This is a genomic window from Neorhizobium sp. IRS_2294 (assembly GCF_050500145.1).
In the GTDB taxonomy this organism is placed as follows: Bacteria; Pseudomonadota; Alphaproteobacteria; order Rhizobiales; family Rhizobiaceae; genus Neorhizobium; species Neorhizobium soli.
Genome location: NZ_CP191439.1, coordinates 3,321,916 through 3,348,644, shown reverse-complemented (window position 1 = coordinate 3,348,644; position 26,729 = coordinate 3,321,916). Strand labels below are relative to the sequence as shown.

General features: G+C 60.5%; 13 protein-coding genes. 9 read left to right on the top strand and 4 right to left on the bottom strand.

Annotation, left to right across the window (positions count from 1 at the left end; all coding sequences use genetic code 11):
* Positions 1-54 precede the first annotated feature (54 nt).
* Positions 55-1,650 carry an ABC transporter substrate-binding protein gene (locus tag ACQY1K_RS16150; RefSeq protein ID WP_062581538.1) on the bottom strand — a complete coding sequence of 532 codons (1,596 nt, stop codon included), beginning with the start codon at positions 1,648-1,650 and terminating at the stop codon, positions 55-57.
* Between the two features lie 497 nt (positions 1,651-2,147).
* On the opposite strand from ACQY1K_RS16150, the gene ACQY1K_RS16145 reads away from it, so the two are divergent.
* The 6 genes from ACQY1K_RS16145 to ACQY1K_RS16120 all read left to right on the top strand — a co-directional run bounded on the left by ACQY1K_RS16145 (position 2,148) and on the right by ACQY1K_RS16120 (position 8,807).
* A complete protein-coding gene (locus tag ACQY1K_RS16145) occupies positions 2,148-3,581 on the top strand; it encodes a M20 family metallopeptidase (protein WP_430257858.1) in 1,434 nt (477 codons plus the stop codon).
* 126 nt (positions 3,582-3,707) lie between these two features.
* On the top strand, positions 3,708-5,063 hold the full coding sequence (locus ACQY1K_RS16140) for an aspartate aminotransferase family protein (protein ID WP_092659196.1): 1,356 nt from the start codon (positions 3,708-3,710) through the stop codon (positions 5,061-5,063).
* A 72-nt stretch (positions 5,064-5,135) separates the two neighbouring features.
* Positions 5,136-6,596 carry a phospholipase D-like domain-containing protein gene (locus tag ACQY1K_RS16135; RefSeq protein WP_430257857.1) on the top strand — a complete coding sequence of 487 codons (1,461 nt, stop codon included), beginning with the start codon at positions 5,136-5,138 and terminating at the stop codon, positions 6,594-6,596.
* 25 nt (positions 6,597-6,621) lie between these two features.
* Positions 6,622-7,434: an endonuclease/exonuclease/phosphatase family protein gene (locus ACQY1K_RS16130; protein WP_092659200.1), complete on the top strand. Its 813-nt coding sequence runs from the start codon at positions 6,622-6,624 to the stop codon at positions 7,432-7,434.
* A gap of 88 nt (positions 7,435-7,522) precedes the next feature.
* Positions 7,523-8,497: a threonine ammonia-lyase gene (locus ACQY1K_RS16125; protein WP_430257856.1), complete on the top strand. Its 975-nt coding sequence runs from the start codon at positions 7,523-7,525 to the stop codon at positions 8,495-8,497.
* Positions 8,498-8,663: 166 nt separating this feature from the next.
* Positions 8,664-8,807, top strand: coding sequence for a hypothetical protein (locus ACQY1K_RS16120; RefSeq protein WP_430255375.1), 144 nt, complete (start codon positions 8,664-8,666; stop codon positions 8,805-8,807).
* 74 nt (positions 8,808-8,881) lie between these two features.
* On the opposite strand, the gene ACQY1K_RS16115 is transcribed toward ACQY1K_RS16120, so the two are convergent.
* A complete protein-coding gene (locus ACQY1K_RS16115; RefSeq protein WP_430257855.1) occupies positions 8,882-10,051 on the bottom strand; it encodes a M20 aminoacylase family protein in 1,170 nt (389 codons plus the stop codon).
* Between the two features lie 261 nt (positions 10,052-10,312).
* Here ACQY1K_RS16115 and ACQY1K_RS16110 point away from each other — a divergent pair, with 261 nt between their 5' ends.
* Positions 10,313-18,808, top strand: coding sequence for a GH36-type glycosyl hydrolase domain-containing protein (locus tag ACQY1K_RS16110; RefSeq protein WP_430257854.1), 8,496 nt, complete (start codon positions 10,313-10,315; stop codon positions 18,806-18,808).
* Between the two features lie 384 nt (positions 18,809-19,192).
* Here ACQY1K_RS16110 and ACQY1K_RS16105 read toward each other — a convergent pair whose 3' ends face one another.
* Positions 19,193-20,968 (bottom strand): glucan ABC transporter ATP-binding protein/ permease, encoded by a 1,776-nt coding sequence (locus tag ACQY1K_RS16105; RefSeq protein ID WP_430257853.1) that lies wholly within the window; start codon positions 20,966-20,968, stop codon positions 19,193-19,195.
* A gap of 315 nt (positions 20,969-21,283) precedes the next feature.
* Between ACQY1K_RS16105 and ACQY1K_RS16100 the strand changes: the two genes are divergently transcribed.
* A complete protein-coding gene (locus ACQY1K_RS16100) occupies positions 21,284-22,021 on the top strand; it encodes a helix-turn-helix transcriptional regulator (RefSeq protein ID WP_430257852.1) in 738 nt (245 codons plus the stop codon).
* Between the two features lie 100 nt (positions 22,022-22,121).
* The gene (pyc, locus tag ACQY1K_RS16095; RefSeq protein WP_430257851.1) at positions 22,122-25,583 is read left to right on the top strand and encodes a pyruvate carboxylase; all 3,462 of its coding nucleotides are present in this window, start codon (positions 22,122-22,124) and stop codon (positions 25,581-25,583) included.
* A 20-nt stretch (positions 25,584-25,603) separates the two neighbouring features.
* On the opposite strand, the gene ACQY1K_RS16090 is transcribed toward pyc, so the two are convergent.
* Entirely contained in the window at positions 25,604-26,515 is a 912-nt protein-coding gene (locus tag ACQY1K_RS16090; protein ID WP_062462167.1) for a DMT family transporter, read from the bottom strand.
* Positions 26,516-26,729: the final 214 nt, after the last annotated feature.

The following is a 26,729-nucleotide window of genomic DNA, read 5'->3' as shown; positions in this document are numbered from 1 at the left end:
AATGCCGCGGGAAACGCAACGCTCCCCGCGGCAAAAAGTTGTGATTAGGCTGGATTACTCAGCGATATCGACGGTCTCGAACGTAAAGTCGCCAAGCGGGCTCTGGGTAAAGCCGGTCACACCCTTTGCCATCGGGACGATAGCAAGCGAGTGATCGAGGGTTGCCCAAGGTGCTTCCTTCTTGAAGACGACCTGCGCCTGCTCATAGAGCTTGGTGCGCTCCGCCATGTCGGACGTGACCTTGGCCTTCTTCACCAGTTCGTCGAACTCCTTGTTGCACCACTGAGCGCGGTTGTTGCCGCCGACGGCGTCACAACCCAGCAGGGTATCGAGGAAGTTGTCCGGATCACCGTTGTCGCCGGTCCAGCCGAGCATGGCAGCACCGTCGCGGTCCTTTGCCTTCGAACGCTGCAGGTATTCTGCCCATTCGTAGGAAACGATCTCGACCTTGACGCCGATCTTGGCGAAATCGTCCTGGATGATTTCAGCGGCGCGGCGCGCGTTCAGCATGTAGGGACGCGAAACCGGCATCGCCCAGACCTTCATGGAGAGGTCCTTGACGCCAGCATCGGCCAGCATCTTCTTGGCGGCTTCGAGGTCGTATGTGTCGTCCTTGACGGAGTTGTTGTACGACCACATCGTCGGCGGGATCGGGTTGGTCGCAGGCGTTGCCATGCCCTGGAAGACGGCGTCGACGATCGCGTTCTTGTTGATCGCCTTGTTGAGCGCGATGCGCACTTCCGGCTTGTCGAACGGAGCCTGGGTCGTGTTGTAGGCGAGGTAGGCGATGTTGAGGCCTTCCTGCTCCAGAACCTGGAGGTTCGGGTCCGACTTCATCGACTGGACATCAGCGGCGTTCGGGAAAGGCATCAGGTGGCATTCGCCGGCCTTGAGCTTCTGGTAACGAACGGCAGCGTCGCTGGTGATCGCGAAGACGAGGTCGTCGATCTTCGGAGCGGTGCCCCAGTAATCGGCGTTCTTCTTGAAGCGGATGATGGCATCCTGCTGGTAGGCGACGAAGGTGAACGGACCAGTGCCAACCGGGTTCTGGTTCAGCTGTTCCTTCTTGCCGTCCTTGTCGAGGCTGTCTGCGTATTCCTTCGACAGGATCGAAGCGAAGGGCATGGCCAGGTTGGCGAGGAAAGGTGCTTCCGGACGGTTCAGGGTCATCTTCACGGTCAGGTCATCGACCTTTTCGATCGACTTGATCAGCTTCGGGAAGCCCATGCCGTCGGCATATTCCCAGGAAGCGCCGTTGATGTACTTGTTCCAGGCGTTCTTCTCGTCGATCTGACGACCGATGGAGAAGATCACGTCATCGGCATTCAGCGCGCGCGTCGGGGTGAAGAATTCCGTGGTCTGGAACTTCACGTTCGGGCGCAGCTTGAATGTGTAGACGGTGCCGTCGGACGAAATGTCCCAGCTCTCGGCAAGACCGGCTTCCGGCTGCGTCGTGCCAGGCTTGAACTCGAGCAGGCGGTTGTAGATCGGGTGGGCCGAAGCGTCGAACGTCGTGCCGGCGGTGTACATGCCGGGGTCGAAGCCTTCTGGCGAACCTTCGGAGCAATACACGAAGGTCTTGGCGTTCGCAGCGCCTGCGAAAATTGTTGCCGACAGCAGGGCTGTGGCAAGGGCGAGCTTGTATTTCATATCGGTCTCCCAATGACCTTGAGCCGGCTAACTGCCAGGCTAGGCCGTGTTTTGAATTTGATGATACGCTTACGTGCGCGTCAATCCTGCTTGTGTGTCTCACCTCCTGGTCGCAAATCTTTTGTTTGCTGACCGTATTCTTCAGTCTTCGACGGATCTCCGATACCTTTTCGGCACTCAACCCACGTTTTCTCGAATTGACGACGGATTTCCAAGTATTCGGCTTTCATGAGCATGAACTCACGGCGTCGGCCTTATTTACGCAAAATTGTTATCGTCTTCTGCGGTATCCTTGGTCTTCCTGTGACGTCGGGCGCGAGCATAGCGATTATGATGCACTTGTCGAGATACCAAGTTTCACGCGTTGCGTTGCCGAGCGCGGCGTGTTGATTTTTTCAGCCGCGCTTATTTTTTAAGCTGCCGGTCCATTGTTATTGGGCGGGAAACGGTTAGGGTTTGGCGCCTTCAGGACCGAATGCTTGATCGAGGCGCATATTATGACGACCGTAAACTCCAATCTTCCCCACATCTTAACTCTTATCGACCGCAAGACCGAGGTTTTCCGGGAGCTGTCCGACCGCGTCTGGGAGACGCCGGAAACCTGCTACATGGAAACCCTGTCCGCGGCAGCGCATCGGGAAATGCTGGAAACGCAAGGGTTCCGGATCACCGATAACGTGGCCGGCATTCCGACCGCGCTGATCGGCGAGGCTGGGGAAGGTGGACCGGTGATTGCCTTTCTCGGGGAGTTCGACGCTCTTGCAGGGTTGAGCCAGAAGGCGGGCGAAACCGCTTACGATCCGATCACTGCCGGCGCAAACGGCCATGGCTGCGGCCATAATCTTCTCGGTTCCGCCTCGCTTCTTGCCGCAACGGCTCTCAAGGATTGGCTCGAAGCCAACGGAACGCCGGGACGCGTGCGCTATTACGGCTGCCCGGCGGAAGAGGGCGGGGCTGCCAAAGCGTTCATGGTGCAGTCCGGCGCATTTGAAGATGTCGATATCGCCATCAGCTGGCACCCCAGCAATTTCGCAGGCGTCCAGCGCGAGACATCGCTTGCCAACTGCCGTGTCGATTTTACCTTTACCGGGCGTGCGGCGCATGCCGCGGCGGTTCCGGAGCTTGGCCGCAGTGCGCTCGATGCCGTCGAGTTGATGAGTGTCGGCGTCAACTATATGCGCGAACACATGCCATCCGATTGCCGCATCCACTACGCGGTTCTCGACAGCGGCGGCATTTCGCCGAACGTCGTCCAGGCGCATGCCAAGGTCCGCTATGTCATTCGCGCACCCGAACTGCCGGGCCTGCTACCTTTGATCGAGCGGGTCAAGAAGGTCGCGGAAGGTGCGGCGCTGATGACCGAAACGAAGGTGGAAAGCACGATCCTTGCCGGCGTTTCCAACCTCGTCGTCAACACACCGCTGATGGACGCGATGCAGGATGTCTGGGAAAGCCTCGGCCCGCCGCCTTTTGATGCCGCCGACCAGGAATTTGCGGCCAACATCCGTGCGACGCTGACGCCGGAGGATATCGCGGCAAGCTGGCGCCAGGAGCGGCTTGACGAACGCGATGTTCCCTTGGCGGATTTCGTGCTTCCGGCGCATGGCGAGCTTCGTCAGATGGGCGGCTCGACCGATGTTGGCGATGTCAGCTGGGTGGTGCCGACCGTTCAGGCCTATGGCGCAACGCTTGCCATTGGAACTCAGCTTCATACCTGGCAGGTCGTCGCGCAAGGCAAGAGCGAGCTTGCCCACAAGGGCATGGTGTCCGTTGCCAAGGCGATGGCCGCCACGGGTCTTGTGGCGCTGGAAAGCGAGCAGCTGCGCGAGGCCGCCTGGGCGGATCTGAGGAAGCGGCTGAAGGGCCAGGCCTATATCAGCCCGATGCCTGCCGGTACCGAGCCGCCGGTCGCCGCAATGACGGTGAAGTGAACACGTAAGCCGTCGTGTCAACTATTTCGAACGGAGAAGTTCTTGGACAGTGTTTTGCGCTGTCCAAGATCGGCGTTTCGCCGTAAGAATGACGCCAAAATCAGTCAGGTGCAGAGGAGGCCCTTCGTGACGGTACAGCCCAATTCCATGGAAGCCCGCGACAAGGCTTATCACATGCACTCCTACACGAACGCCCGCGCTCTGGAGCGCGACGGTGCGCTTGTGATGGAACGCGGCGAAGGCATCTACGTCTACGACAACAACGGCAAGAAATACATCGAAGGCATGTCCGGCCTCTGGAGCGTCGCTGTCGGCTTTGGTGAAAACCGGCTGGTCGAGGCCGCCACGCGGCAGATGAGCAAGCTGCCCTATTACCATACGTTCACATCGCGGGCGAACGGCCCGTCGATCGAGCTTGCCGAAAAGCTGGTGCAGATGGCGCCGGTGCCGATGTCGAAGGCATTTTTCACGAATTCGGGTTCGGAAGCCAACGATACGGCCATCAAGATGATCTGGTACCGGTCGAACGCCATGGGCAAGCCGGAGAAGAAAAAGATCATCTCCCGGATCAAGGGCTATCACGGCGTGACCGCCGTTTCCGCGAGCCTGACCGGTCTGCCGAACAACCACCGGTCGTTCGATCTGCCGCTGCCCGGCATCTTCCACACATCCTGCCCGCATTACCGCGCCTTCAAGCTCGAGGGCGAGAGCGAGGCTGCCTTCGTCGAACGGTGTGCCAAGGAACTCGAGGACCTGATCCTGCGCGAAGGCCCCGAAACTGTTGCAGCCTTTATCGGCGAGCCGGTGATGGGTGCTGGCGGCGTGATCGTGCCGCCTGCGGGTTACTGGCCGGCCATCCAGGCCATCCTCAAGAAATACGACATCCTGTTCATCGCCGACGAAGTGATCTGCGGCTTTGGCCGTACCGGCAACATGTTCGGAACGCAAACCTTCGATCTGCAGCCGGATTTCATGACGCTGTCGAAGCAGATCTCCTCGTCCTACCAGCCGATCTCGGCGCTTCTCATCAACGAGAACGTCTACGCCCCGATCGCGGACGAATCCGCAAAGATCGGCACGTTCGGACACGGCGTCACCGCCGCCGGCCACCCGGTCGCGGCGGCCGTTGCGCTTGAGAATATCGCGATCATCGAAGAGCGCGATCTGGTCGGAAACGTCCGGGCGCTTGCGCCAAAATTCCAGTCGCGCCTGAAGGAACTCGAAGGTCATCCGCTGGCGATCGAAGCGCGCGGCATCGGTCTCATCGGTGCACTCGAACTTGCTCCGCGCGAAGGGTTTGCCACCGGTCAGCTCGGCCCGAAACTGTTTTCGATCATGGTCGAGAAGGGGCTGATCAGCCGTGCAATCGGCGACTCGCTGGCGCTTTGCCCACCTCTCATCATCAATGAGTCACAGCTGGACGTGCTGTTCGACACATTCGAAGCGTCGCTCGACGTGCTGAAAAAGCAGCTCGACGCCTGATGTCATCAGGAGCCGGGCTAACCTTTGTCCGGCTCCGATTGCCCAAAGCGATGGGGCGCATATATTCGCCTCATGCTTGACCTCTTCCATACCTACTGGCCGCACATCCTGTTCGTCTTTTCGCTCGTTGCCGGCACGGCGGCCGCGATCCATGCGGCCATGACGAAGGAAGAGGTGCGCTCGGCGATTGGCTGGGTCGGCATCATCGTCCTGTCGCCCATCATCGGCGCGTCGCTCTATATGCTTGCCGGCGTCAATCGCATCCGCCGAACGGTCATCAGTGATCGCCGCGCGCTGCTGCAGGGCCGCGAGTGGGCACATTTTGCCTCCTACGACGCGACAGATGCACTGATCATCAAGGATTTTGGTCACCGGTTCCGCGCGATGAAGACGCTGGGAGACCGGGTGACTTCCCATCACCTCACATCCGGAAATTCGATTCTTTCGCTGGATACCGGCGACGCCGCCTATGCCGCCATGCTGGGTGCAATCCGCAAGGCGAAGAAGAGCGTCATTTTGGAAACCTACATCTTCGATCGGGACAGGATCGGACGCCAGTTTGTCGAGGCCCTGATTGCTGCGGTAAAGCGGGGTGTGGAAGTGCGTGTGCTGATCGATGCGGTCGGCGCCCGCTACTCGGTTCCAAGCGTACTCGGCATGCTGCGCGATGGCGGCGTCGGGGTCAGCGTCTTCAACGGCAACGTCATCGTCGGCTTGCGGCTGCCTTACGCAAACCTTCGAACCCACCGCAAGGTCCTGGTCGTGGATGGCCGCGTCGCGTTTACCGGCGGCATCAACATTCGCGAAAGTTTCTCGAGCGAATTCAATGGCGATGGGTTTTCGCTCGATACGCATTTCAAGGTTACCGGGCCATTGGTGGCCGACCTTTTTGCCGTTGCCGCAGCCGACTGGCAGTTCACCACGGGCGAGACATTGGAAGATGATGCGTGGGAGCTTGTCGCGCCCGCAGCGGAACCCGGCAAGGCGGTCATTGCCCGGGTCGTTTCGACCGGACCGGACCGTAGCGTCGAGACCAACCACAAGATGCTGATGGGCGCATTTTCCGTCGCCCGGTCATCGATCCGCATCGTGTCGCCCTATTTTCTGCCGGACCGGGAGCTGATTACCGCGCTGGTTACGGCGGCAAGGCGCGGTGTGCGGGTTGATATCGTCGTGCCCGGCGCGAACAACCTGACGCTTGTCGATCGGGCGATGACGGCGCAGTTCGACCAGATGCTGAAGAACTACTGCCGTATCTGGCGGGCAAGCGGCGCCTTCAATCATTCCAAGCTTCTGACCGTCGACAGCCGCTGGTCCTACGTGGGGTCTTCCAATCTCGATCCGCGTTCGCTGCGGCTGAATTTCGAGGTGGATCTGGAAGTGCTGGACGAGGCTTTTGCGCGAACTTTGGAACGAAGGATAGACTTGATGATTTCCTCTTCGACCGAGGTGACGCTTCACAGCCTGAGATCACGGCCGTTTCCCGTTCGCCTGATCGAGAAAGTTCTTTGGTTGGGATCGCCCTATCTTTAAACCGGCAAGACCGAAGCGCGATATCATGCATCAGAAACGTCCCAACCTTCCGGCCAGCATCCTGGCATCGATCAAGGCCCGCAAGAACCGGGGCGAAGGCGTTCATTCCGTGCATGACAGAGACAGCGGCATGCTGATCGCCTCCTACAACGTGCACAAATGCGTCGGCATCGACCGCAAGTTCGATCCTGCCCGTATCGCTCACGTGATCCGCGAAATCGGCGCGGATGTGATTGCTCTGCAGGAGGCGGACAGCCGGTTTGGCGAACGTCGCGGCCTGCTCGATCTCGGCTGGATGGAGCGTGAAACGGGGCTGCTTCCGGTGCCGATCTCCGGCGTCGCCAAGGCGCATGGCTGGCACGGCAATGTGATTTTTTTCCGCGAAGGTCTCGTCCGCGACGTGCATCAGGTCAAACTGCCGGGGCTGGAGCCGCGCGGGGCGCTGATCACCGAACTCGAGATGAAGGATGGCAGCACACTTCGCGTGATTGCGGCGCATCTTGGTCTTCTCAACCGGTCGCGTCAGCAGCAGGCGCGCATGCTGCTCGACATCGTCGGCTCCCGCGACGAGCATCCGACAGTGCTGATGGGCGATCTCAACGAGTGGCGGCTGGGTGACCGCTCGGCGCTCAACACACTCGCTACCGTATTCGGCCTGCCGCCGGCGGTTCCAAGCTTTCCGTCGCGCCTGCCGGTGCTGGCACTCGATCGGATCATGGCGAACCGGCCGGGCCTGATCGAGAGGGTCGTGACCCATGACACGCCGCTTGCGCGGCTCGCGTCCGACCATCTTCCAATCAAGACGGTGGTGAAACTCGGTTCAACGGCTGAAGGATAGCGGCACTTGTCGGTCCTCGGCATCTTTACGCCTGCAGTATCGGCGAATAGGTTCGGGGTCTCGCCTGTTCGTCCCCAAGGATTTCCCGATGACCGATATTGCTATGATCGAAGCCGCGCGCGGCCGTCTTTCCGGCCATGCCCGCCGCACGCCGCTTCTGTCCTCGTCATTTCTGGATGACATCGCCGGGCGGCGCATCTTCGTGAAACCCGAATGCCTGCAGCAGACCGGCTCGTTCAAGTTCCGTGGCGCGTGGTCGGCAATTTCGTATCTTCCGGCGGACGTTCGCGCGAAGGGCGTTATCGCCTTTTCGTCCGGGAACCATGCGCAGGGCGTGGCGCTGGCGGCCAGGATGCATGGCATTCCGGCCGTCATCATCATGCCCGCCGATGCGCCGCGCATCAAAATTGAAAACACGCGGGCCTACGGCGCCGAAGTGGTGCTCTACGATCGCGCCAGGGAGGATCGTGACGAGATCGGCCGGCAGCTTTCGAGCGAAAGAGGCCTGACCCTCATCAAGCCATTCGACGAACCGCTTGTCATCGCCGGGCAGGGGACGGCAGGTCTGGAAATCGCCGAACAGGCTTCGGAAGAGGGGATCACGCAGGCCAGTGTTCTGGTGCCGACCGGCGGGGGCGGTTTCATCTCCGGGATTTCGCTGGCGCTCGAAGCACGTGCACCGGGCTTTACCGTGCATCCCTGCGAACCTGAAGGCTTTGACGACGTGACCCGTTCGCTTGCGAGCGGAACGATTCAGAAGAACGCCACGCAATCGGGTTCGCTCTGCGACGCGATCGTCACGCCGCAGCCTGGCACGATTACCTTTCCGATCATGTCGCGTCTCTGCGGCCCGGGCATAGTGGTGACGGAAGATGAAGCGCTGCATGCGGTGGCACTTGCCTTCAACCGTCTGAAGATCGTCGTTGAACCGGGCGGCGCGGTTGCGCTGGCGGCGGCGCTTTTCCATGGCGAGAGCCTTGGCGAGACGGTGATTGCGGTCTGCTCGGGCGGCAATATCGACCCGGACGTTTTCCGCTTGGCGCTCGACAGGTTTGCCGCCTGAGGTCTCGTTTTAGGCCGCAGGCATAATAAACCGTTAACCGGCACGTTGGGGCGTTAAGAAAAAAGTATTTTCCAAGGAACGTGGTGCTCAGGAGAAAGTTATCTCTATCAGCTTGGTAGAGTTAAGCTAAACTACATGGGAAGAGACACAAAACCGGGAGGTTCGCATGCAGCCGATCCAGCATCATACTCGGGCATTCCCTCACCGCGCCGCGGGCGTCGTCAGCAGGTGGCAGTGGGTAGCATATGCAGGCCTTGTGACTGCCGCCTTCGTGTTCATCGGGGCAGTCACGCTCGGTATTCTCGCCTGACACGTATCCGAAATTCAAGGTTTCAATAGCAACGAAGCCATCCGATCCGCGCCCGGATCGGAAGGCTTATTGTTTCAGCCCTGTGTCGTCGGCAGATAGGCTTCTGCCAGTTCCACCCAGAAATTCGTCCCGATCGGCAACGCGTCGTCGTTAAAGTCGAATTTCGGATGATGGAGCGGGGGATCGTTCTTGGTTCTTGCGGTGCCTAAGAAGAAATAGGTGCCTGGCCTCTCTGCGAGGAAATAACCGAAGTCCTCGGCGCCCATCATCGGCCGTTCGATTTCGGCAAGGTTTTCCGGGCCGACAACCTTCCTCGCCAGGTCCCTGACAAAGTCCGTCTCCGCTTTGTGGTTGACGGTCGCGTCGTAGCCGCGGGTATATTCGATTGTCGCTGTCATGCCGTAGCTTGCCGCCTGGCCAACTGCTACACCGCGGATCCGTTCCTCCAGCTTTTCTCGCACGGCAGGGTCGAAGGACCGGATGGTGATAACCATTTCTGCCCGCTCCGGAATGACATTGCTGGCGATGCCGGCGTTGAACGCGCCGACCGTGACGACGGCCGGATCGAGTGGATGGATGTTGCGGGAAACGACAGTCTGCAGCGCCATGATGATGCTGGCGCCGGCGACGATCGGGTCTGCGGCATCCTGCGGTTCGGCACCATGGCCGCCGCGGCCGTTGACGACGATACGGCATTCGTCGACCGCCGCCATGATAGGCCCTTCTTTGACGAAGATCTTGCCGAAGGGCAGGCTCGGGTCATTGTGCAGGCCGAAGACGGCGTCGCAGGGAAAGCGATCGAACAGTCCGTCCTCCATCATCAGCCTGGCGCCGCCGAAATTTTCTTCGGCCGGCTGGAAGATCAGATTGAGTGTGCCGTCGAAGTTTTTGCGCTGTGCGAGTATCTTTGCGGCACCCAGAAGCATGGCGGTATGGCCATCGTGACCGCAGGCATGCATGACGCCCTTGTTGAGGCTGGCATAGTCCGCGCCGGTTTCTTCCTCGATCGGAAGCGCGTCGATATCGGCGCGAATGCCGACCGACCGATCGCTCGATCCGTTCTTCAGGGTCGCAACGATGCCGGTCTTGCCGAGGCCGCGGGTGACGGCGTAACCGAATTCCTCAAGCTTTGCCGCGATATAGTCCGAAGTGGTGAATTCTGAGAGGCCAAGTTCGGGATGCTGATGCAGAAAGTGGCGGGTTGCCACAACTTCGCTCATGTCGTTGGTAAACTTGATCGTCATCGTTCCATCACCCTATCTGCCTGCAAACGCGTCCAAGCTGCTCACTCGTATCGTTCACGTTTAGCAGTGCCATCATCGTTCAGGCAAATGAACAGCCTCGCATTCAGCATTTATTCAGGCTGTTGGCCCTAGAGCCGACAATGTCTTACTGCGTGAGCAGATGCGATAGCGATTGATCCACGATTTGCAATATAAGGATCGCTCTCTATCTCATGCTTCGCATCTTAGTTCGTGAAACGAAATTCATTCAGAAGTTCATCCATGTCCCCTGATATTCAGCCTTCGGCTTCTACCCGCGAAACGGAAAGCAAGCAGATCGATCATAACGATTCGATCCGCGCGACGTATTTTACGGCTGATGATCTTCGGCAATGTGGAGAAACGCTGGGTCGGCAAGGTGCAGCCGATCTGCCGGGCTTCATGAAATTCGAGTTTTTCACGCGCCACGCGGAAAACGAGAAGGAAATTCTGAGGGTCTATCGCGCCGCCGCGCAGGATGTCGATGCGGGTGCTTCGATCACGCCTGCCGCGGAATGGCTGCTCGACAACTATTACATTGTCGAGGAAGCGATCCAGGAAGTCCGCCGCGACTTCCCGAAGAAATTCTTCAAGCAATTGCCGACGACCAAGATCGGCAGCCAGGAAATCCCGCGCGTTCTCTCGCTGGCATGGCTTTATGTGGCGCACACCCACAGCAGCATTTCGCGCGAAACGCTGGCCGAGATGGTCGAGGGTTACCAGACCGACGAGCCGCTCGAGATCGGCGAACTCTGGGCGCTGCCATCGTTCATCCGCTTCGTTCTCATTGAGAACCTGCGTCGTATCGCCAGCCGCGTTGATCGCTCGCGCAACATGCGTCGCCGCGCCAACGATGCCGCCGACGAGATCATTCGTCTCAACGACGAGACTGCCGGTGCCGAGCTCCTGAAGAGCCTCGAAGGCCTTACCGACGACAACACGTTTACCAGCCAGTTCCTCTATCGCCTGCGCAATGCCTCGCAGAATTCCGGCTTTGCCATCGAATGGCTGGAGAAGCGGCTGGTCGCGTCCGGCAAGGCTGTCGAAACCGTGATGCAGGCGGAACAGAGCCGCTTGTCGTCCGGCAACGTGACGATGGGCAACATCATCAAGAGCCTGCGCCTGATCGACGATACGGAATGGAGTGTCTGGTTCGAAGAGGTCTCGCAGATCGACAAGATCTTCCGCGAGCACACGGATTACGAAGCGCTCGATTTCGGCTCGCGCAATGCCTTCCGCAGCCGCATCGAAAAGATCGCCCGCGTTTCCAAGCGCAGCGAAGCCGAGGTGACCCAGGCTGCCGTTGATCTTGCGATCGCGGCTAGGGCGCACAATCCGGACGAGCGCGAAACCAATATCGGCGCCTTCATCGTCGGGCGCCGCCGCAAGGAGCTTGAGACGGCCGTCGGCTACCAGCCGCCGCTTCTGCAGCGGGCTGTGCGCGCCTACCGCAAGCTCGGCTGGTTCGCCATCGGCGGCCCGGTTATGCTTCTCACCTTTCTGGCGCTCGCCGTTACCGGCTATTTCCTCGTGGCGGCTGCCATTCCGCTGGTGGTCGTCTTCTTCCTGCTTCTGATGTTCGCGCTGCCCGCGTCGGAAGGTGCGACCGGTCTGTTCAATACGGTCGTGACCTATTTTGTCAAACCAGCCCGGCTTGTCGGATACGAATACAAGGAAGGCATTCCGGAGGAGGCGCGCACGCTTGTCGTGGTGCCCTGCCTGATCGCTGACCGGGACACGGTCGATGAACTCGTTCGCAATCTGGAAGTCCATTATTTGGCCAACCCCAAGGGCGAGATCTATTTTGCCCTCCTCAGCGACTGGCGCGATGCCAAGTTCGAGGAACAGGAAGCCGATCTTGAAATCCTCGAATATGCCAAGCGCGAAATTGCAGCGCTGAACACCCGCTACATGGAAGAGGCGGGGACGCGCTTTTACCTCCTGCACCGCCGCCGCCTGTTCAACCCGAACGAAGGCGCCTGGATGGGTTGGGAGCGCAAGCGCGGCAAGCTGCACGAACTCAACCTGCTTCTCCGCGGCGACCGCGACACGACCTATCTCCAGGGCGCCAACATGGTGCCGGAGAATGTCCAGTATGTGATGACGCTCGATGCCGACACCCGCCTGATCCGCGATGCGGTGACCAAGCTGGTGGGCAAAATGCATCACCCGATCAACCGTCCCGTCATCGATCCTGATACGCACCAGGTCGTGCGCGGCTACGGTCTGATGCAGCCGCGCGTGACGCCGTCATTGACGACCGGCAAGGAAGCCTCTGTCTTCCAGCGCGTGTTTTCGGTCGGCCGCGGTCTCGATCCCTATGTCTTTGCGGTCTCCGATGTCTATCAGGACCTGACGGCCGAAGGCTCGTTCACGGGCAAGGGCCTCTATCACGTCGACGCGTTCGAGACGTCCCTCAAGGGCCGTATCGAAGAAAACGCCGTTCTCTCGCACGACCTTCTCGAAGGCTCGTTCTCGCGCTGCGCGCTCATCACCGATGTCGAGCTGGTCGAGGATTTCCCGGTTCGCTACGAGGTCGAGGTCTCGCGCCAGCATCGCTGGGCGCGTGGCGACTGGCAGCTCCTGCCTTACATTCTCGAAGCCAAGCGGGGCGTTAGCGCTCTTGGCCGCTGGAAGATGCTCGATAACCTGCGCCGGTCGCTCACCCCGATCGCATGGTTCTTCGCCTCCATTCTCGGCTGGTACTTCATGGATCCGCTCGGTGCGCTGATCTGGCAGATCCTGCTGATCTTCTCGCTGTTCGTGGCACCCACCATCTCGCTTCTCACCAACCTTCTTCCGCGCTCCAGCGACAATGTCACGAGCGCCCATTTCTATTCGGTCTGGTCGGATGTGCGTTCCACCAATGCGCAAGTCGCATTGCGCATCGTGTTCATCGCGGATTCCGCCTGCATCATGACCGATGCGATCGCCCGTTCGCTCTATCGCCTGCTCGTCAGCCGCAAGCTGATGCTGGAATGGAAGACCGCGGCCTCGATCCAGTCGGGCGCCCAGGGCAGCCCCACCGATTACTACCGTGCCATGTGGCATGCGCCGGCGATTGCCGTTCTCTCGGTAATCCTTGCGGCACTTCCGGGCGACAACGCGTTCCTGGTCGGCATTCCGTTCGCCATCCTGTGGATCTTCTCGCCGCTGGTTGCCTGGTATGTCAGCCAGTCCGCTGAGACTGAAGACAAGCTGTTCGTACCGGAAAACGTCTCGGTCGAGTTGCGCAAGATCGCGCGGCGGACCTGGCGCTATTTTGAAACCTTCGTCACGGCCGAGCAGAACTACCTGCCGCCTGACAACTACCAGGAAAAGCCCAATCCCTCGATCGCCAAGCGGACGTCACCGACCAATATCGGCGTCTATCTTCTGTCGATCGTCTCGGCGCGGCATTTCGGCTGGATCTCGTTTACCGAAACGATCGAACGGATCGAGCAGACGCTTGCGACCGTCGAGCGGGCGGACAAGTTCCGCGGCCACATGTATAACTGGTATCACACGGATACCCTGAAGCCTCTGATGCCGCGCTATGTGTCGTCGGTCGATAGCGGCAACTTCGCTGGCCATCTGATTGCCATCTCGTCGGCCTGCCGTGTCTGGGCGGAAGCGCCTTCTGCGCATCTGCAGGGCAATCTCGATGGTCTCGGCGATGTCGTCGGCATTCTCGAAGAAACGCTGAAGTCGCTGCCGGACGATCGCAAGACCGTGCGTCCGCTGCGCCGCCGTCTTGAGGAGCGTATCATCGGCTTCTCCAACGCGCTTGCCGCCGTCAAGCGCGAGCACGAGTTCGCCTCGATTCGCATCATCAACCTGTCGGTGCTTGCCCGCGACATCCAGAAGCTGTCGCACAATCTCGATCATGAGGTGCGTTCCGCGCAGAGCGAGGAAGTGACCAAGTGGGCAGCGTCGCTGGTTGCCGTCTGCGAAGCGCATATCGGCGACAGCACGTTCGACAACGGCAATATCGAGGAACTGCGCGACCGTCTCGCCGTGTTGCGTGACCGTGCCCGCAAGATCGCCTTCGGGATGGATTTCAAGTTCCTGTTCCGCAAGGACCGCCGCCTTCTGTCGATCGGCTACCGGGTCGAAAGCAACGAGGTCGACGAGGCCTGCTACGACCTTCTCGCGTCCGAAGCGCGTCTGACCAGCCTGTTCGGGATTGCCAAGGGTGATCTGCCCACGGAGCACTGGTACAAGCTTGGCCGTCACGTCGTGCCGATCGGCGCGCGCGGTGCGCTCGTATCGTGGTCGGGTTCGATGTTCGAATACCTGATGCCGCCGCTCGTCATGCAGGAGCGTCAGGGTGGTATCCTCAACCAGACCAACAACCTGATCGTCAAGGAACAGATGAACCACGGCCGCCGTCTCGGCACGCCATGGGGCATTTCGGAAGCCGCGTTCAACGCGCTCGATCATCAGATGCACTATCAGTACACCAACTTCGGTGTGCCGACGCTGGGTCTGAAGCGCGGTCTCGGCCAGAATGCCGTTATCGCACCCTATGCCTCGATCCTCGCCAGCCAGTACGATCCGATCGCGGCCGTCGAAAACCTGAACGAGTTGCGTAAGCTTGGCGCGCTCGGCATCTACGGCTTCCATGATGCGGTCGACTTCACGCCGACCCGCGTGCCGGAAGGCAAGCGCTGTGCGGTCGTCTACAACTACTATGCCCACCACCATGGCATGTCGATCGCAGCCGTCGCCAACGTCGTCATGAACGGCCTGCTGCGCGAACTCTTCCATGCCGATCCTGTAATCGAGGCGGCGGAACTGCTGCTTCAGGAAAAGGCACCGCGCGATATTCCTGTGATGAGCGCCAAGCACGAGGAAAAGCCAGGTACCGGCGGCGGCGAACTGCTGCGTCCGGAAATCCGCACGGTCACCAACCCGGCCACCAAGGACCGCGAACTAGTTCTGCTCTCCAACGGCCATTACTCGCTGATGCTGACGGCGACCGGTTCCGGTTATTCGCGCTGGAACAACCTTTCGGTTTCCCGCTGGAAGGCGGATCCGACCGAAGACCGCTGGGGCCAGTTCATCTTCCTGCGCGACACGACATCCGGCGAGTGGTGGTCCACCACGGCCGAGCCGCGCCGCGCCGAAGGCGAACAGACCAAGACTGTGTTCGGTGACGAAAAGGCCGAATTCCACAAGACGGTCGGCGAACTGACCAGCACGGTCGAAGTCATCGTCGGCACCGAACACGATGCCGAAGGCCGTCGCGTGACGTTGCTCAACATGGGCGACGAGGACCGCTTCATCGAAGTGACCTCCTACATGGAGCCAGTGATTGCCGGCGACGATGGCGACAGCGGCCACCCTGTGTTCTCGCGCATGTTTATCCGCACCGAGATCGGCAAGCGTGGTGACGTCATCCGCGCCTGGCGCAACAAGCGTGATCCGAGCGATCCCGACATGATCGTGGCACATCTTGCCGCCGATAATGCCGGCTCTTCGCGACCGACCGAATACGAGACCGACCGTCGCAAGTTCCTCGGCCGTGGCCGCACGCTGTCGGAAGCTGCCGCTTTCGATCCGGGTGCGTCGCTGTCGAATACCGACGGCTTCACGCTCGATCCGATCCTGTCGCTGCGCCGCACGGTTCGTGTGCCCGCCGGCAAGAAGGTCAGCGTGATCTTCTGGACGATCGCTGCGCCCCGGCGCGAGGATCTCGACAAGGCGATCGAACATTATCGTCATGCCGAAACCTTCCAGAACGAACTCACTCAGGCCTGGACCCGCACGCAGGTGCAGATGCGCCATCTCGGCGTTACCTCGCAGGATGCCGCGGCCTTCCAGCATCTCGCCCGCTATCTGGTCTATCCGGACATGCAGCTCAGGGTCGATCAGCCGACATTGAAGGCCGGCATGCAGGCACAGTCCGGCCTCTGGCCGTCGGCTGTGTCCGGCGACCTGCCGATCTTCACGCTGCGCATCAATGACGAAAATGATATTTCGGTCGCCAAGGAAGCGATCCTTGGGCAGCAGTATCTGCGTTCGCGCGGCGTCGTGTCCGATCTCGTCATCTTCAACGAGCGGGCAACCGAGGGTGCCCAGGAAGTACAGACGTCGATCGAACACATGTCTGCCCGCATGGGTCAGGAAGGTGGACGCCAGCACGTCTTCACGCTGCGCCGCGACCTGATCGAAGGCGCCGGTGCCGATGGCCTTATCGCCGCGTCGCGCGTCGTGCTTCATGCCCGCAACGGCCGCATCAGCGATCAGTTGAACCGGACCAGCACGATCTTCGCCCCGCCGAAGGATCAGGAGATCGAAGTCGATCGCCGTCCGCTGCTAAACGGCGAGATCTATTCCGCTCCCGTCGAGACCAGCGAAGGTCCGGCCGGCGTCGAATTCTGGAACGGTTTTGGCGGCTTCTCCGCAGATGGCAGCGAATATGTCGTGCGCCTCAACGGCGGCCAGTCGACGCCGCATCCGTGGATCAACGTCATCTCCAACGACAATTTCGGCTTCCACGTTTCCGCGGAAGGCGCAGGCTTTACCTGGGCGCAGAACTCGCGCGACTACCAGATGACGCCGTGGACCAACGATCTCGTCATCAACCGTCCCGGTGAAGGCTTCTACGTGGCCGATATCGACAAGGGCACCGTGGTCACGCCGTTCGCGGCTCTGTCGCGTCGTCCAGAAACCGTGTTCGAAACCCGTCACGGCCTCGGCTATTCGGTGTTCTCGACCGAGGAAGATGGCGTCAAGCTGTCGCTGACCCAGACGGTGGACCGCAACCGGTCCGCAAAGCTTTCGCATATGAAGCTTCGCAACACCGGTTCGGAAACGAAGAAGCTGCGCATCTACGGCTATGTCGAATGGCTGCTGGGCACCAATCCTGCCAAGACCTCGCCATTCATCCTGTCCAGCCGTGACGAGGCGACGGGCACGCTGTTTGCGACCAACCCGTTCAGCATCAACTTCTCGCGCTTTGCGTTCCTCGGTATGCACGAGACACCGTCGGGCTTTACGGCAAGCCGTCGGGAGTTTGTCGGCAAGTTCGGTTCGGTTCAGTTGCCGGCAGCGGTCGTTTCCGGTTCAAGCCTCAGCGGCTCGCTCGATCTCGACGGCGACCCGTGCGGAGCACTTGCCTACGACGTCGAACTGGCGCCGGGCGAAGAGACCGAGGTCACCTTCTTCCTCGGCGATGCTGCAACGAAGCAGGAGGCGGAAAGCCTTGCACTGGCGCTTCGCGGCGACCGGTTCGAGGATATCCTTTCGGAGAACCGCAGCTTCTGGAGCGGTTTCACCGGCCGCCTGAAGATCTCGACGCCGGACAAGTCGCTCGACAACATGGTCAATCACTGGCTGCCCTATCAGGCACTCGGTTGCCGCATCATGGCCCGTACCGCCTTCTACCAGGCATCGGGTGCCTTCGGCTTCCGCGACCAGTTGCAGGATACGCTCGCGTTCCTGCTGCATGAGCCGTCGCTTGCCCGCAAGCAGATCCTCAATGCGGCGTCGCGGCAGTTCCGCGAAGGCGATGTCATGCACTGGTGGCTTCCCAACACCGGCGCCGGTGTTCGCACGACGATCTCCGACGACGTGGTGTGGCTTGCCTACGCGATCCACCAGTATGTGTCGGTGACCGGCGATCTGTCGATGCTCGATGAGAAGCTGCCGTTCCTCACCGGACCGATGCTGGAAAAAAACAAGCACGACGCCTTTATCCAACCGGAGATCTCCAACGAGGTAGCCGATCTGTATGAACACGCAGCACGCGCGCTCGATCTCGCTGTTGAGCGGACCGGAGACCTGGATCTTCCGCTCATTCTCGGTGGCGACTGGAACGACGGGATGAACCGTGTCGGCATGGCCGGTCGTGGTCAGAGCGTCTGGCTCGGTTGGTTCCTGGCGGCTGCGCTTCGAAACTTCCTGCCCTATGCGGAAGCCCGCAAGGATCGTTCGCGTGCCGATCGCTGGAGCAAGCATATCGATACGCTGAAGGCTGCGCTGGAATCGGATGGCTGGGACGGTGCGTATTACCGCCGCGGTTATTTCGACGACGGTTCTCCGCTCGGCTCGGCAAAGAGCGACGAATGCCGCATCGATTCGCTCGGCCAGTCCTGGAGTGTGCTGTCTGGCGAAGGCAGGCCGGATCGTTCCGAGCAGGCTATGAACGCGGTCATGGACAAGCTCGTGGACGAGGATGCGGGTATCATCCGCCTCTTCACCCCGCCTTTCCAGGACACGCGCAGGGATCCGGGCTACATCAAGGCCTACCCACCCGGCGTGCGTGAAAACGGTGGCCAGTATACCCATGGTGCAATCTGGGTCGTGCTCGCGCTCGCCCGGCTGAAGCGCGGCGACGATGCCTGGAAGTGCTTCCAGATGCTCAACCCGATCAACCATGCGCTTGACCGGAATGCCGCCGAAACCTACCGCGTCGAACCGTACGTGGTTGCAGCCGACGTCTACGGTGCCGGCGACTATCAGAGCCGCGGCGGCTGGACCTGGTATACGGGTTCCGCCGGCTGGCTCTACCGCGCCGCGGTCGAAGGCATTCTCGGCATTCGTCGTGCCGGCGACACGCTGTATGTCGATCCGGTCCTGCCAAGCGGCTGGGATGGCTTTACCGCCGAACTTACCCTCGATGGCGTCACCCACGAGATTGTGGTCAAGGACGGCAAGGCGTCGATCGGTGGCGTCGCTGTCGATCCGGTCAACGGCTTGAACCTTGCGGCGCCAGCGACCAGCGCATTGCCGGCTCCGCCCGCAGAAAGCTGATCCCACCGGACGTCGAACGTCCTGATGGTATCCCAAACAGAAACCCCGCTTCCAGCAATGGCAGCGGGGTTTTTTGTTGGTTTGTGCCCGGTGAGGAGACGTGTCGGCCGATCCGGGGGAGGGGCGATGTCCTGCTCTGATATCCACGTATCGTGCCAGCCGATCGGGATGCCGCTCACAATGCGCGGCATGGATCCCGGCAGGAACAGGTCGGGACCCAACCCGCGCGCCGCTCACGCGCTTTGTATGGCAAGCACTTGCAAAGCCGCGTAGGCAGAAGCTCACGCGAAAAAGCGGTGCTCCCGCATTACCTCACAAAAAACCCCCGCCTCCATTTCTGGAGGCGAGGAGTCTGATGTTCGATCGGTATAAGTAGTCGAGAGCTTAGGCGTGCTCGGCGGGTACCGGGAGCTTGTGGCCTTCCTCGTCCTCGTCGATGACGATGCCGCTGGCGGTGAGGAGCGACGTAAAGCGGCCGCCGCTGCGGCTCAGCTGGTCGTAGGTGCCCATTTCGGCAATCCGCCCACCCTCGAGGAAGATGACCTTGTTGGCGTCGCGGATGGTGGAGAGCCGGTGCGCGATGATGAACGTGGTGCGGTTCTGACGCAGCTTGTCGATCGCCGCCTTCACGCGCTGTTCCGTCTCCACATCAAGCGCCGAGGTTGCTTCGTCGAGAACGAGGATCGGTGCGTTTTTGAGGATCGCACGGGCGATGGCAATACGCTGGCGCTCTCCGCCCGACAGGCGGTTGCCACGCTCGCCGACCGTCGTGTCGTAGCCATTGAGACGCGTTTCGATGAATTCGGCCGCAGCGGCCGCTTCTGCCGCCCGGACGATGTCTTCCCGCGTTGCACCTTCTCGTCCCAGCTGGATGTTGTCGCTGATCGAGCGGTTGAGCAGGCCCGCGTCTTGGAACACGGTCGCGATGGAATGGCGCAGTGACTTGCGAGTGATGGTGCCGATATCGACGCCGTCGATCAGAATCTTGCCCTGCTGCGGATCATAGACCCGCTGGAGGAGATTGATCAGCGTCGTCTTGCCGGCACCGGTCGGGCCGACGATCGCAATCGTTTCCCCCGCTTGCGCGATGAACGATACGTCGTGAACGCCCTGGCTCGTGTTGGAGAAGCCGAAGGATACGTCGCGGAACTCCACTTCGCCCCGGACCGTATTTCCCAGATCGCGTGCATCCGTCGGTTCGGCGCGCTCCTCGACGGAATCTTCCAGAACGAAGAAATCCTCGAGCTTGGCGCGGGCTTCGAAAATCTGGGTTGCGAACTGGCGCAGGAGATCGAGGCGGCCGATCAAAAGGTTGGCGAAGCCGATAAAGGCGACGACGTCACCAACGCGGATCTTGCCCTGTTGCACCAGCATAGTGCCGATCACAAGGATCACGCCCATCGAGACCGTCGACGCCGTGCGGTTGAGGCCGCCGGCCAGCGCCCACCAGTCCAGCACCGGATACTGCGCCTTCAGCAGATCCTTGGTGTAGTTCTTGAGGGCTGAAGTTTCGGCTTCGATGCGGTTGTAGCTGTGAATCACAGAGACGTTGCTTATCGAATCGCTGACATGACTGAAAACCTGGTGGTAATGGGTTTCGACCGCGGCCTGGCCTTCCTTCGTGCGCTTCATCACGGCAACGCCAATGATCCAGTAGAAGATGCTGAGGATCAGAAGCACGATGCTGAGGCGCCAGTCCATCGAGATGGCGGTCGGGATCAGCAGCAGGATTGCAACGGCGGTCGCGAGATGGGTTCGCATAAATTCCAGCCATAGACCGAACAGGCTTTCGGAGGCACGCAGCAGCGTGTGCAGGGCGTTCGACGTGCCGCGCTGGTGGTGCCAGGACAGCGGCATGGAAATGATGCGTCCGAAGGCTTCCGTCAGCAGCGAAGCGCGGCGCCCGTGGGCCAGACGGTCGGCTTCGCGTGCAACGAGCACGAATGCGACGGTATTGAAGACCCCGAAGCCCGCCCAAAGAAGCAGAACGTTGGTGACGTCACTCTTGGAGGAGATCGCGTCGATGATTCGACCGAACAGAATCGGTTCGGCAATCGTGATGATGGCCAGAATAATGTTGGCGACGACGACCGCGGCGACCCGCCATCGGTTCTTCGTCAGATATTGCAAAGCTCGGGCGTAAACTTGGAAGAGCGTCAACGGGCGCAACTCCTATTGAAGTGCAGGCATGAAACGATTGGCAGCATAGTTATGGCAAGGACAGGGCGAATCCGAGACGAACCTAGCCGGTGAACTTCTTTTCCGAAAATAATCCAGTGAGAGCAAGGGTTCGCCCGTAGTTAGGTTACCGATGCGGTATGCTGATGCCGATCCTGATCGCTGCGTCAATCACAAGATTTCGGCATGTACGTGGTATAAATGATAACTATGTTAAGCGGGCGGTCGGGTTCTATGCCGGCGTCGGTGTTTTATAAGAATAAAGCCGATCGTCGGGGAGACGGTCTGGGGGCGAATTTGAGCATCCAATTTGTTGTGCAGTTGCTTGTATTGGTTGAAGAGGCACGAACGACGAAGGAAGTGGCGAACAATCTTGCGTCACTCCTCAAAACCTACGGTTTCGAATTCTATGCAATCGTCCTGAGAAAAGGGCAAACGGATCCCGAGGGAATGACCTTGATCTCCCGCTGGCCGGACAGCTGGGTCGAGGTCTATCGCGCGCGCAAATATACCGTCATCGACCCTGTCATGCGGATGCTGAATGCGGCCCCTCGCCCGTTCCGCTGGCGCGATTCGATCCTTGCCCTGAAGTCCGATCCGCATCGTTCGCGGATGGACCGGATGATGCAGGAAGCGGGCCGCCATGGTCTCGACGACGGCTACGTGTTTCCGATCCATGGACGCAACGGATTTCTCGGCAACATGATCATCGGCGGCAAACCGATCGATCTATCGCCGACCGAGATCTCACTGTTCGACACGGCCGCCAAGCGCATTTTCTGGAGACTGCTGGAGATCGCCGGCGACGCGACGGCGCTCGAGGCCTCGGCCAGACTGGATACCCAGCTCACCCGTCGCGAGATGGAAGTCATGGCGCTTCTTGCCGACGGCATGACATCGCATGAGATCGCACGGTCGCTCGACATCTCCAACCACACGGTCGATTGGTATATCAACGGCCTCCAGGAAAAGCTGAAAGCGAAGAACCGACAGCATGTGGTGGCCATGGCATTTCGCCATGGGCTGGTGACCTGAAGCGTCCTTGACGCCGGCTATCGAACAAATAGCCCTTGCCTAATGCGGGAGATGTTGATCTCTTGCGGTGCACCATTCGAGGCACCTGGGGAGGCTTGTCTTGCCGATATCGAAAATTCTCGTCGCCAATCGCTCCGAAATCGCCATCCGCGTCTTTCGTGCCGCCAATGAGCTCGGCATCAAGACGGTGGCGATCTGGGCGGAAGAAGACAAGCTCTCGCTGCACCGGTTCAAGGCGGACGAAAGCTATCAGGTCGGTCGCGGTCCGCATCTCGAAAAAGACCTCGGCCCGATCGAGAGCTACCTGTCGATCCCGGAAGTGATCCGGGTTGCCAAGCTCTCGGGCGCCGATGCGATCCATCCAGGCTACGGCCTTCTGTCGGAAAGCCCTGAATTCGTCGATGCCTGCGACGAGGCCGGCATCATCTTCATCGGCCCGCGGCCCGATACGATGCGCCAGCTCGGCAACAAGGTGGCGGCCCGCAATCTTGCGATTTCGGTCGGCGTGCCGGTCGTGCCGGCAACCGAACCGCTGCCTGATGATATGGCGGTCGTGGCGAAGATGGCCGAGGAGATCGGCTATCCGGTCATGCTCAAGGCATCCTGGGGTGGCGGCGGTCGCGGCATGCGTGCCATCCGCGATCCGAAGGACCTCGCCAGGGAAGTGGTCGAGGCCAAGCGCGAAGCGAAAGCGGCCTTCGGCAAGGACGAGGTCTATCTCGAAAAGCTGGTCGAACGCGCCCGCCATGTGGAAAGCCAGATCCTTGGCGATACTTACGGCAATGTGGTGCATCTGTTCGAGCGCGACTGCTCGATCCAACGGCGCAACCAGAAGGTCGTGGAACGCGCTCCTGCGCCTTATCTTTCCGAGGAGCAGCGGGCCGAACTTGCCGCCTATTCGCTAAAGATCGCGGGCGCCACCAACTATGTCGGCGCCGGCACGGTCGAATATCTGATGGATAGCGACACCGGGAAGTTCTACTTCATCGAGGTCAATCCGCGCATCCAGGTGGAGCACACGGTGACCGAAGTCGTCACCGGTATCGATATCGTCAAGGCGCAGATCCACATCCTCGACGGCTTTGCCATCGGCACGCCGGAATCAGGTGTTCCGGCGCAGGAGAACATCCGGCTGAACGGCCATGCGCTGCAGTGCCGCATCACCACTGAGGATCCGGAGCACAATTTCATACCCGATTACGGCCGCATCACCGCCTATCGCTCGGCGTCGGGTTTCGGCATCCGTCTCGATGGCGGAACGTCCTATTCGGGCGCGATCATCACCCGCTTCTACGATCCGCTGCTGGTCAAGGTCACGGCCTGGGCGCCGCAGCCGCTGGAAGCGATCGCCCGCATGGACCGGGCGCTTCGCGAGTTCCGCATCCGCGGCGTCGCGACGAACCTCACTTTCCTCGAAGCGATCATCACCCACCCGAAATTCCGCGACAATTCTTATACGACGCGGTTTATCGACACGACGCCGGAACTGTTCGAACAGGTCAAGCGCGCCGACCGCGCCACCAAGCTTCTGACCTATCTCGCCGACGTCACCGTCAACGGTCATCCGGAAACCAAGGGTCGTCCGGCCCCGTCGCAAAAGGCTGCAAAGCCTGTTCTGCCGTATATCAATGGCGATATTCCCGCTGGAACCAAGCAGAAGCTGGATGAACTCGGCCCGAAGAAATTCGCCGAGTGGATGCGGGGCGAAAGCCGGGCGCTGATCACCGACACGACGATGCGCGACGGCCACCAGTCGCTGCTCGCTACCCGCATGCGGACCTATGACATCGCCCGCGTGGCCGGGGTCTATGCACGCGCGCTGCCGAACCTGTTCTCGCTGGAATGCTGGGGTGGTGCCACCTTCGACGTGTCGATGCGGTTCCTGACCGAGGACCCGTGGGAACGGCTGGCGTTGATCCGCGAGGCGGCGCCCAACATCCTCCTGCAGATGCTGCTGCGCGGCGCAAACGGCGTCGGCTACAAGAACTATCCCGACAATGTCGTGAAATACTTCGTCCAACAGGCCGCCAAGGGCGGCATCGATGTCTTCCGCGTGTTCGATTGCCTGAACTGGGTCGACAACATGCGCGTCTCGATGGATGCGGTGAACGAGGAGAACCGGCTCTGCGAAGCCGCGATCTGCTATACCGGCGATCTCTTGAATTCGGCGCGCCCGAAATACGATCTCAAATATTACGTCGCGCTGGCGGAAGAACTCGAAAAGGCCGGCGCTCATATCATCGCGCTGAAGGATATGGCGGGCCTGCTGAAACCCGCGGCTGCCCGCGTCCTTTTCAAGGCACTACGCGAAGCGACCTCGCTGCCGATCCACTTCCACACGCATGACACGTCGGGCATCTCGGCTGCGACCGTGCTTGCGGCTGTCGATGCCGGCGTCGACGTCGTCGATGCGGCGATGGATGCGCTGTCGGGCAACACGTCGCAGCCCTGCCTCGGTTCGATCGTCGAAGCGCTGTCGCGAACAGACCGCGATACCGGGCTTGATCCGGAATGGATCCGCAAGATCTCGTTCTACTGGGAAGCGGTGCGCGGCCAGTATGCGGCGTTCGAGAGCGATCTCAAGGGTCCGGCCTCGGAAGTCTACCTGCATGAAATGCCGGGTGGCCAGTTTACCAACCTCAAGGAACAGGCCCGTTCGCTCGGTCTCGAGAGCAAGTGGCACAAGGTCGCGCAGACCTATGCCGATGTGAACCGGATGTTCGGCGATATCGTCAAGGTCACGCCGTCGTCCAAGGTGGTGGGCGACATGGCGCTGATGATGGTCAGCCAGGATCTGAACGTGGCCGACGTTGAAAACCCGGCCAAGGACATCGCCTTCCCGGATTCGGTCGTGTCGATGCTGAAGGGCGATCTCGGCCAGCCTCCGGGCGGATGGCCGCAGGCGCTCCAGAAAAAAGCGCTGAAGGGCGATCAGCCCTATACGGACGTTCCCGGTTCGCTGCTGGCGCCGGCTGATCTCGATGCCGAGCGCAAGACGATCGAGGACAAGCTGGAGCGCAAGGTCGACGACTTCGAGTTCGCCTCGTATCTGATGTACCCGAAAGTGTTCACCGACTTTGCCCTGGCGTCGGAGACCTACGGTCCGGTCTCCGTGTTGCCGACGCATGCCTATTTCTACGGGATCGCGGATGGCGAAGAGCTGTTTGCCGATATCGAACGCGGCAAGACGCTTGTTATCGTCAACCAGGCGACGAGTGCGCCGGATGCGCAGGGCATGGTCACCGCCTTTTTCGAACTGAACGGCCAGCCGCGCCGCATCAAGGTGCCGGACCGGGCCCATGGCGGAAGCGGTTCGGCTGTGCGGGCCAAAGCGGATATCGCCAATCCCCTGCATTTGGGCGCGCCGATGCCGGGCGTGATTTCCCGCGTCTTCGTGGCGGCGGGTCAGGCGGTCAAGGCCGGCGACGTGCTGGTGTCCATCGAAGCGATGAAGATGGAAACCGCGCTGCACGCCGAAAAAGACGGCACGCTTGCCGAAGTGCTGGTCAAGGCCGGCGACCAGATCGACGCCAAGGATCTGCTCGTCGTCTACGGGGCCTGACGGGTCAAACTGTTGACGGCTCAGGCGCCCGCCGGTCCGTCCGATCCGTCCGCAGGTTGAGCGAGGCGATAGCGCCTCGCCGCCAGCCGCTCGCTGGCGACGATCAGCAGTCCGGCGCAGAAGATCAGTGCGGCACCGGCGGCGACATTGCTTGCGGGAATGTCCTGCCAGATGGCGTAGCCCAGCACGAACGCCCATATCAGCGAGGAATATTCGAACGGGGCAAGCACCGAGACCGGCGCCCGTCGCATCGCCTCGAACAGCGTCGCCTGGGCGGTGCCGCCGAGAATGCCGACGAGCGCCAGAAGCGCACCGCTTTTCAGATCGACCGGCTGCCATGTCAGCACGGCCATGACGAAGGTCATCACCACGAAGAAGAAGTTGGTGAGCGTCATCTGGACAAGGGTCTTCTCGTTCATCGCCGTCTTGCGCAAGAGAACGCTGCCGATGGCCCAGAGGATTGCCGCGAGGAGCGCGAGACCGACCGGGAGCGAAAGTGTCAACCCGGCCGGATTTGCGGCAATCACCACGCCGACGAAGCCGAGGATGATCGCCACCCAGCGGACCGCGGGCACCTTTTCGCGCAGAACCGGAATAGCAAGCAGGGTGGCGACGATCGGATTGGCGTAATAGATCGTCGTCAGTTCGGCCAATTGCAGGGACTTGGCTGCGGTGTAGAAAGAAACCCATGCGGCGAGAAGGATCACGCTGCGCACCATCATCGGCCGCACGATCGGCGAGCGGACAACGCGCGGGATGAAACCGCGTCCCCCGATTACGAGGCAGGCGATCAGAACCGTCAGGCTTCGGAAGAAAATGATCTGCCAGACGCCGACATCGACCACCAGCAGCTTGATCACCGCATCATGAAGCGTGAACACGAAGTAGGAGGTACTGACGAGAAGAATGCCGCTGCCGATGCTGGATTTCAAGAAAGTCACACGCCGGATACCGACGCCTCATATCATTGCATATCCGAATGCTTAAGGCGTTCTGCAGCGATTGCAATCAGCTTCGTCGCGCTCCATCCGTCGTTGCTAAGGGGTGACAAGCGTGAACCGGAGACATAAATCGTGAAACTCATGCTGAGCGCGGAAGATTGCAATCTAAATCGATTTAAATCAATCTCAGCGCCTGGAGGAAGCA

Bases quoted from the DNA above. Each gene is read 5' to 3' on its own strand.
- ACQY1K_RS16150 (WP_062581538.1), bottom strand. From the start codon at position 1,650: ATGAAATACAAGCTCGCCCTTGCCACAGCCCTGCTGTCGGCAACAATT.
- ACQY1K_RS16145 (WP_430257858.1), top strand. From the start codon at position 2,148: ATGACGACCGTAAACTCCAATCTTCCCCACATCTTAACTCTTATCGAC.
- ACQY1K_RS16135 (WP_430257857.1), top strand. From the start codon at position 5,136: ATGCTTGACCTCTTCCATACCTACTGGCCGCACATCCTGTTCGTCTTT.
- ACQY1K_RS16130 (WP_092659200.1), top strand. From the start codon at position 6,622: ATGCATCAGAAACGTCCCAACCTTCCGGCCAGCATCCTGGCATCGATC.
- ACQY1K_RS16125 (WP_430257856.1), top strand. From the start codon at position 7,523: ATGACCGATATTGCTATGATCGAAGCCGCGCGCGGCCGTCTTTCCGGC.
- ACQY1K_RS16120 (WP_430255375.1), top strand. From the start codon at position 8,664: ATGCAGCCGATCCAGCATCATACTCGGGCATTCCCTCACCGCGCCGCG.
- ACQY1K_RS16115 (WP_430257855.1), bottom strand. From the start codon at position 10,051: ATGACGATCAAGTTTACCAACGACATGAGCGAAGTTGTGGCAACCCGC.
- ACQY1K_RS16110 (WP_430257854.1), top strand. From the start codon at position 10,313: ATGTCCCCTGATATTCAGCCTTCGGCTTCTACCCGCGAAACGGAAAGC.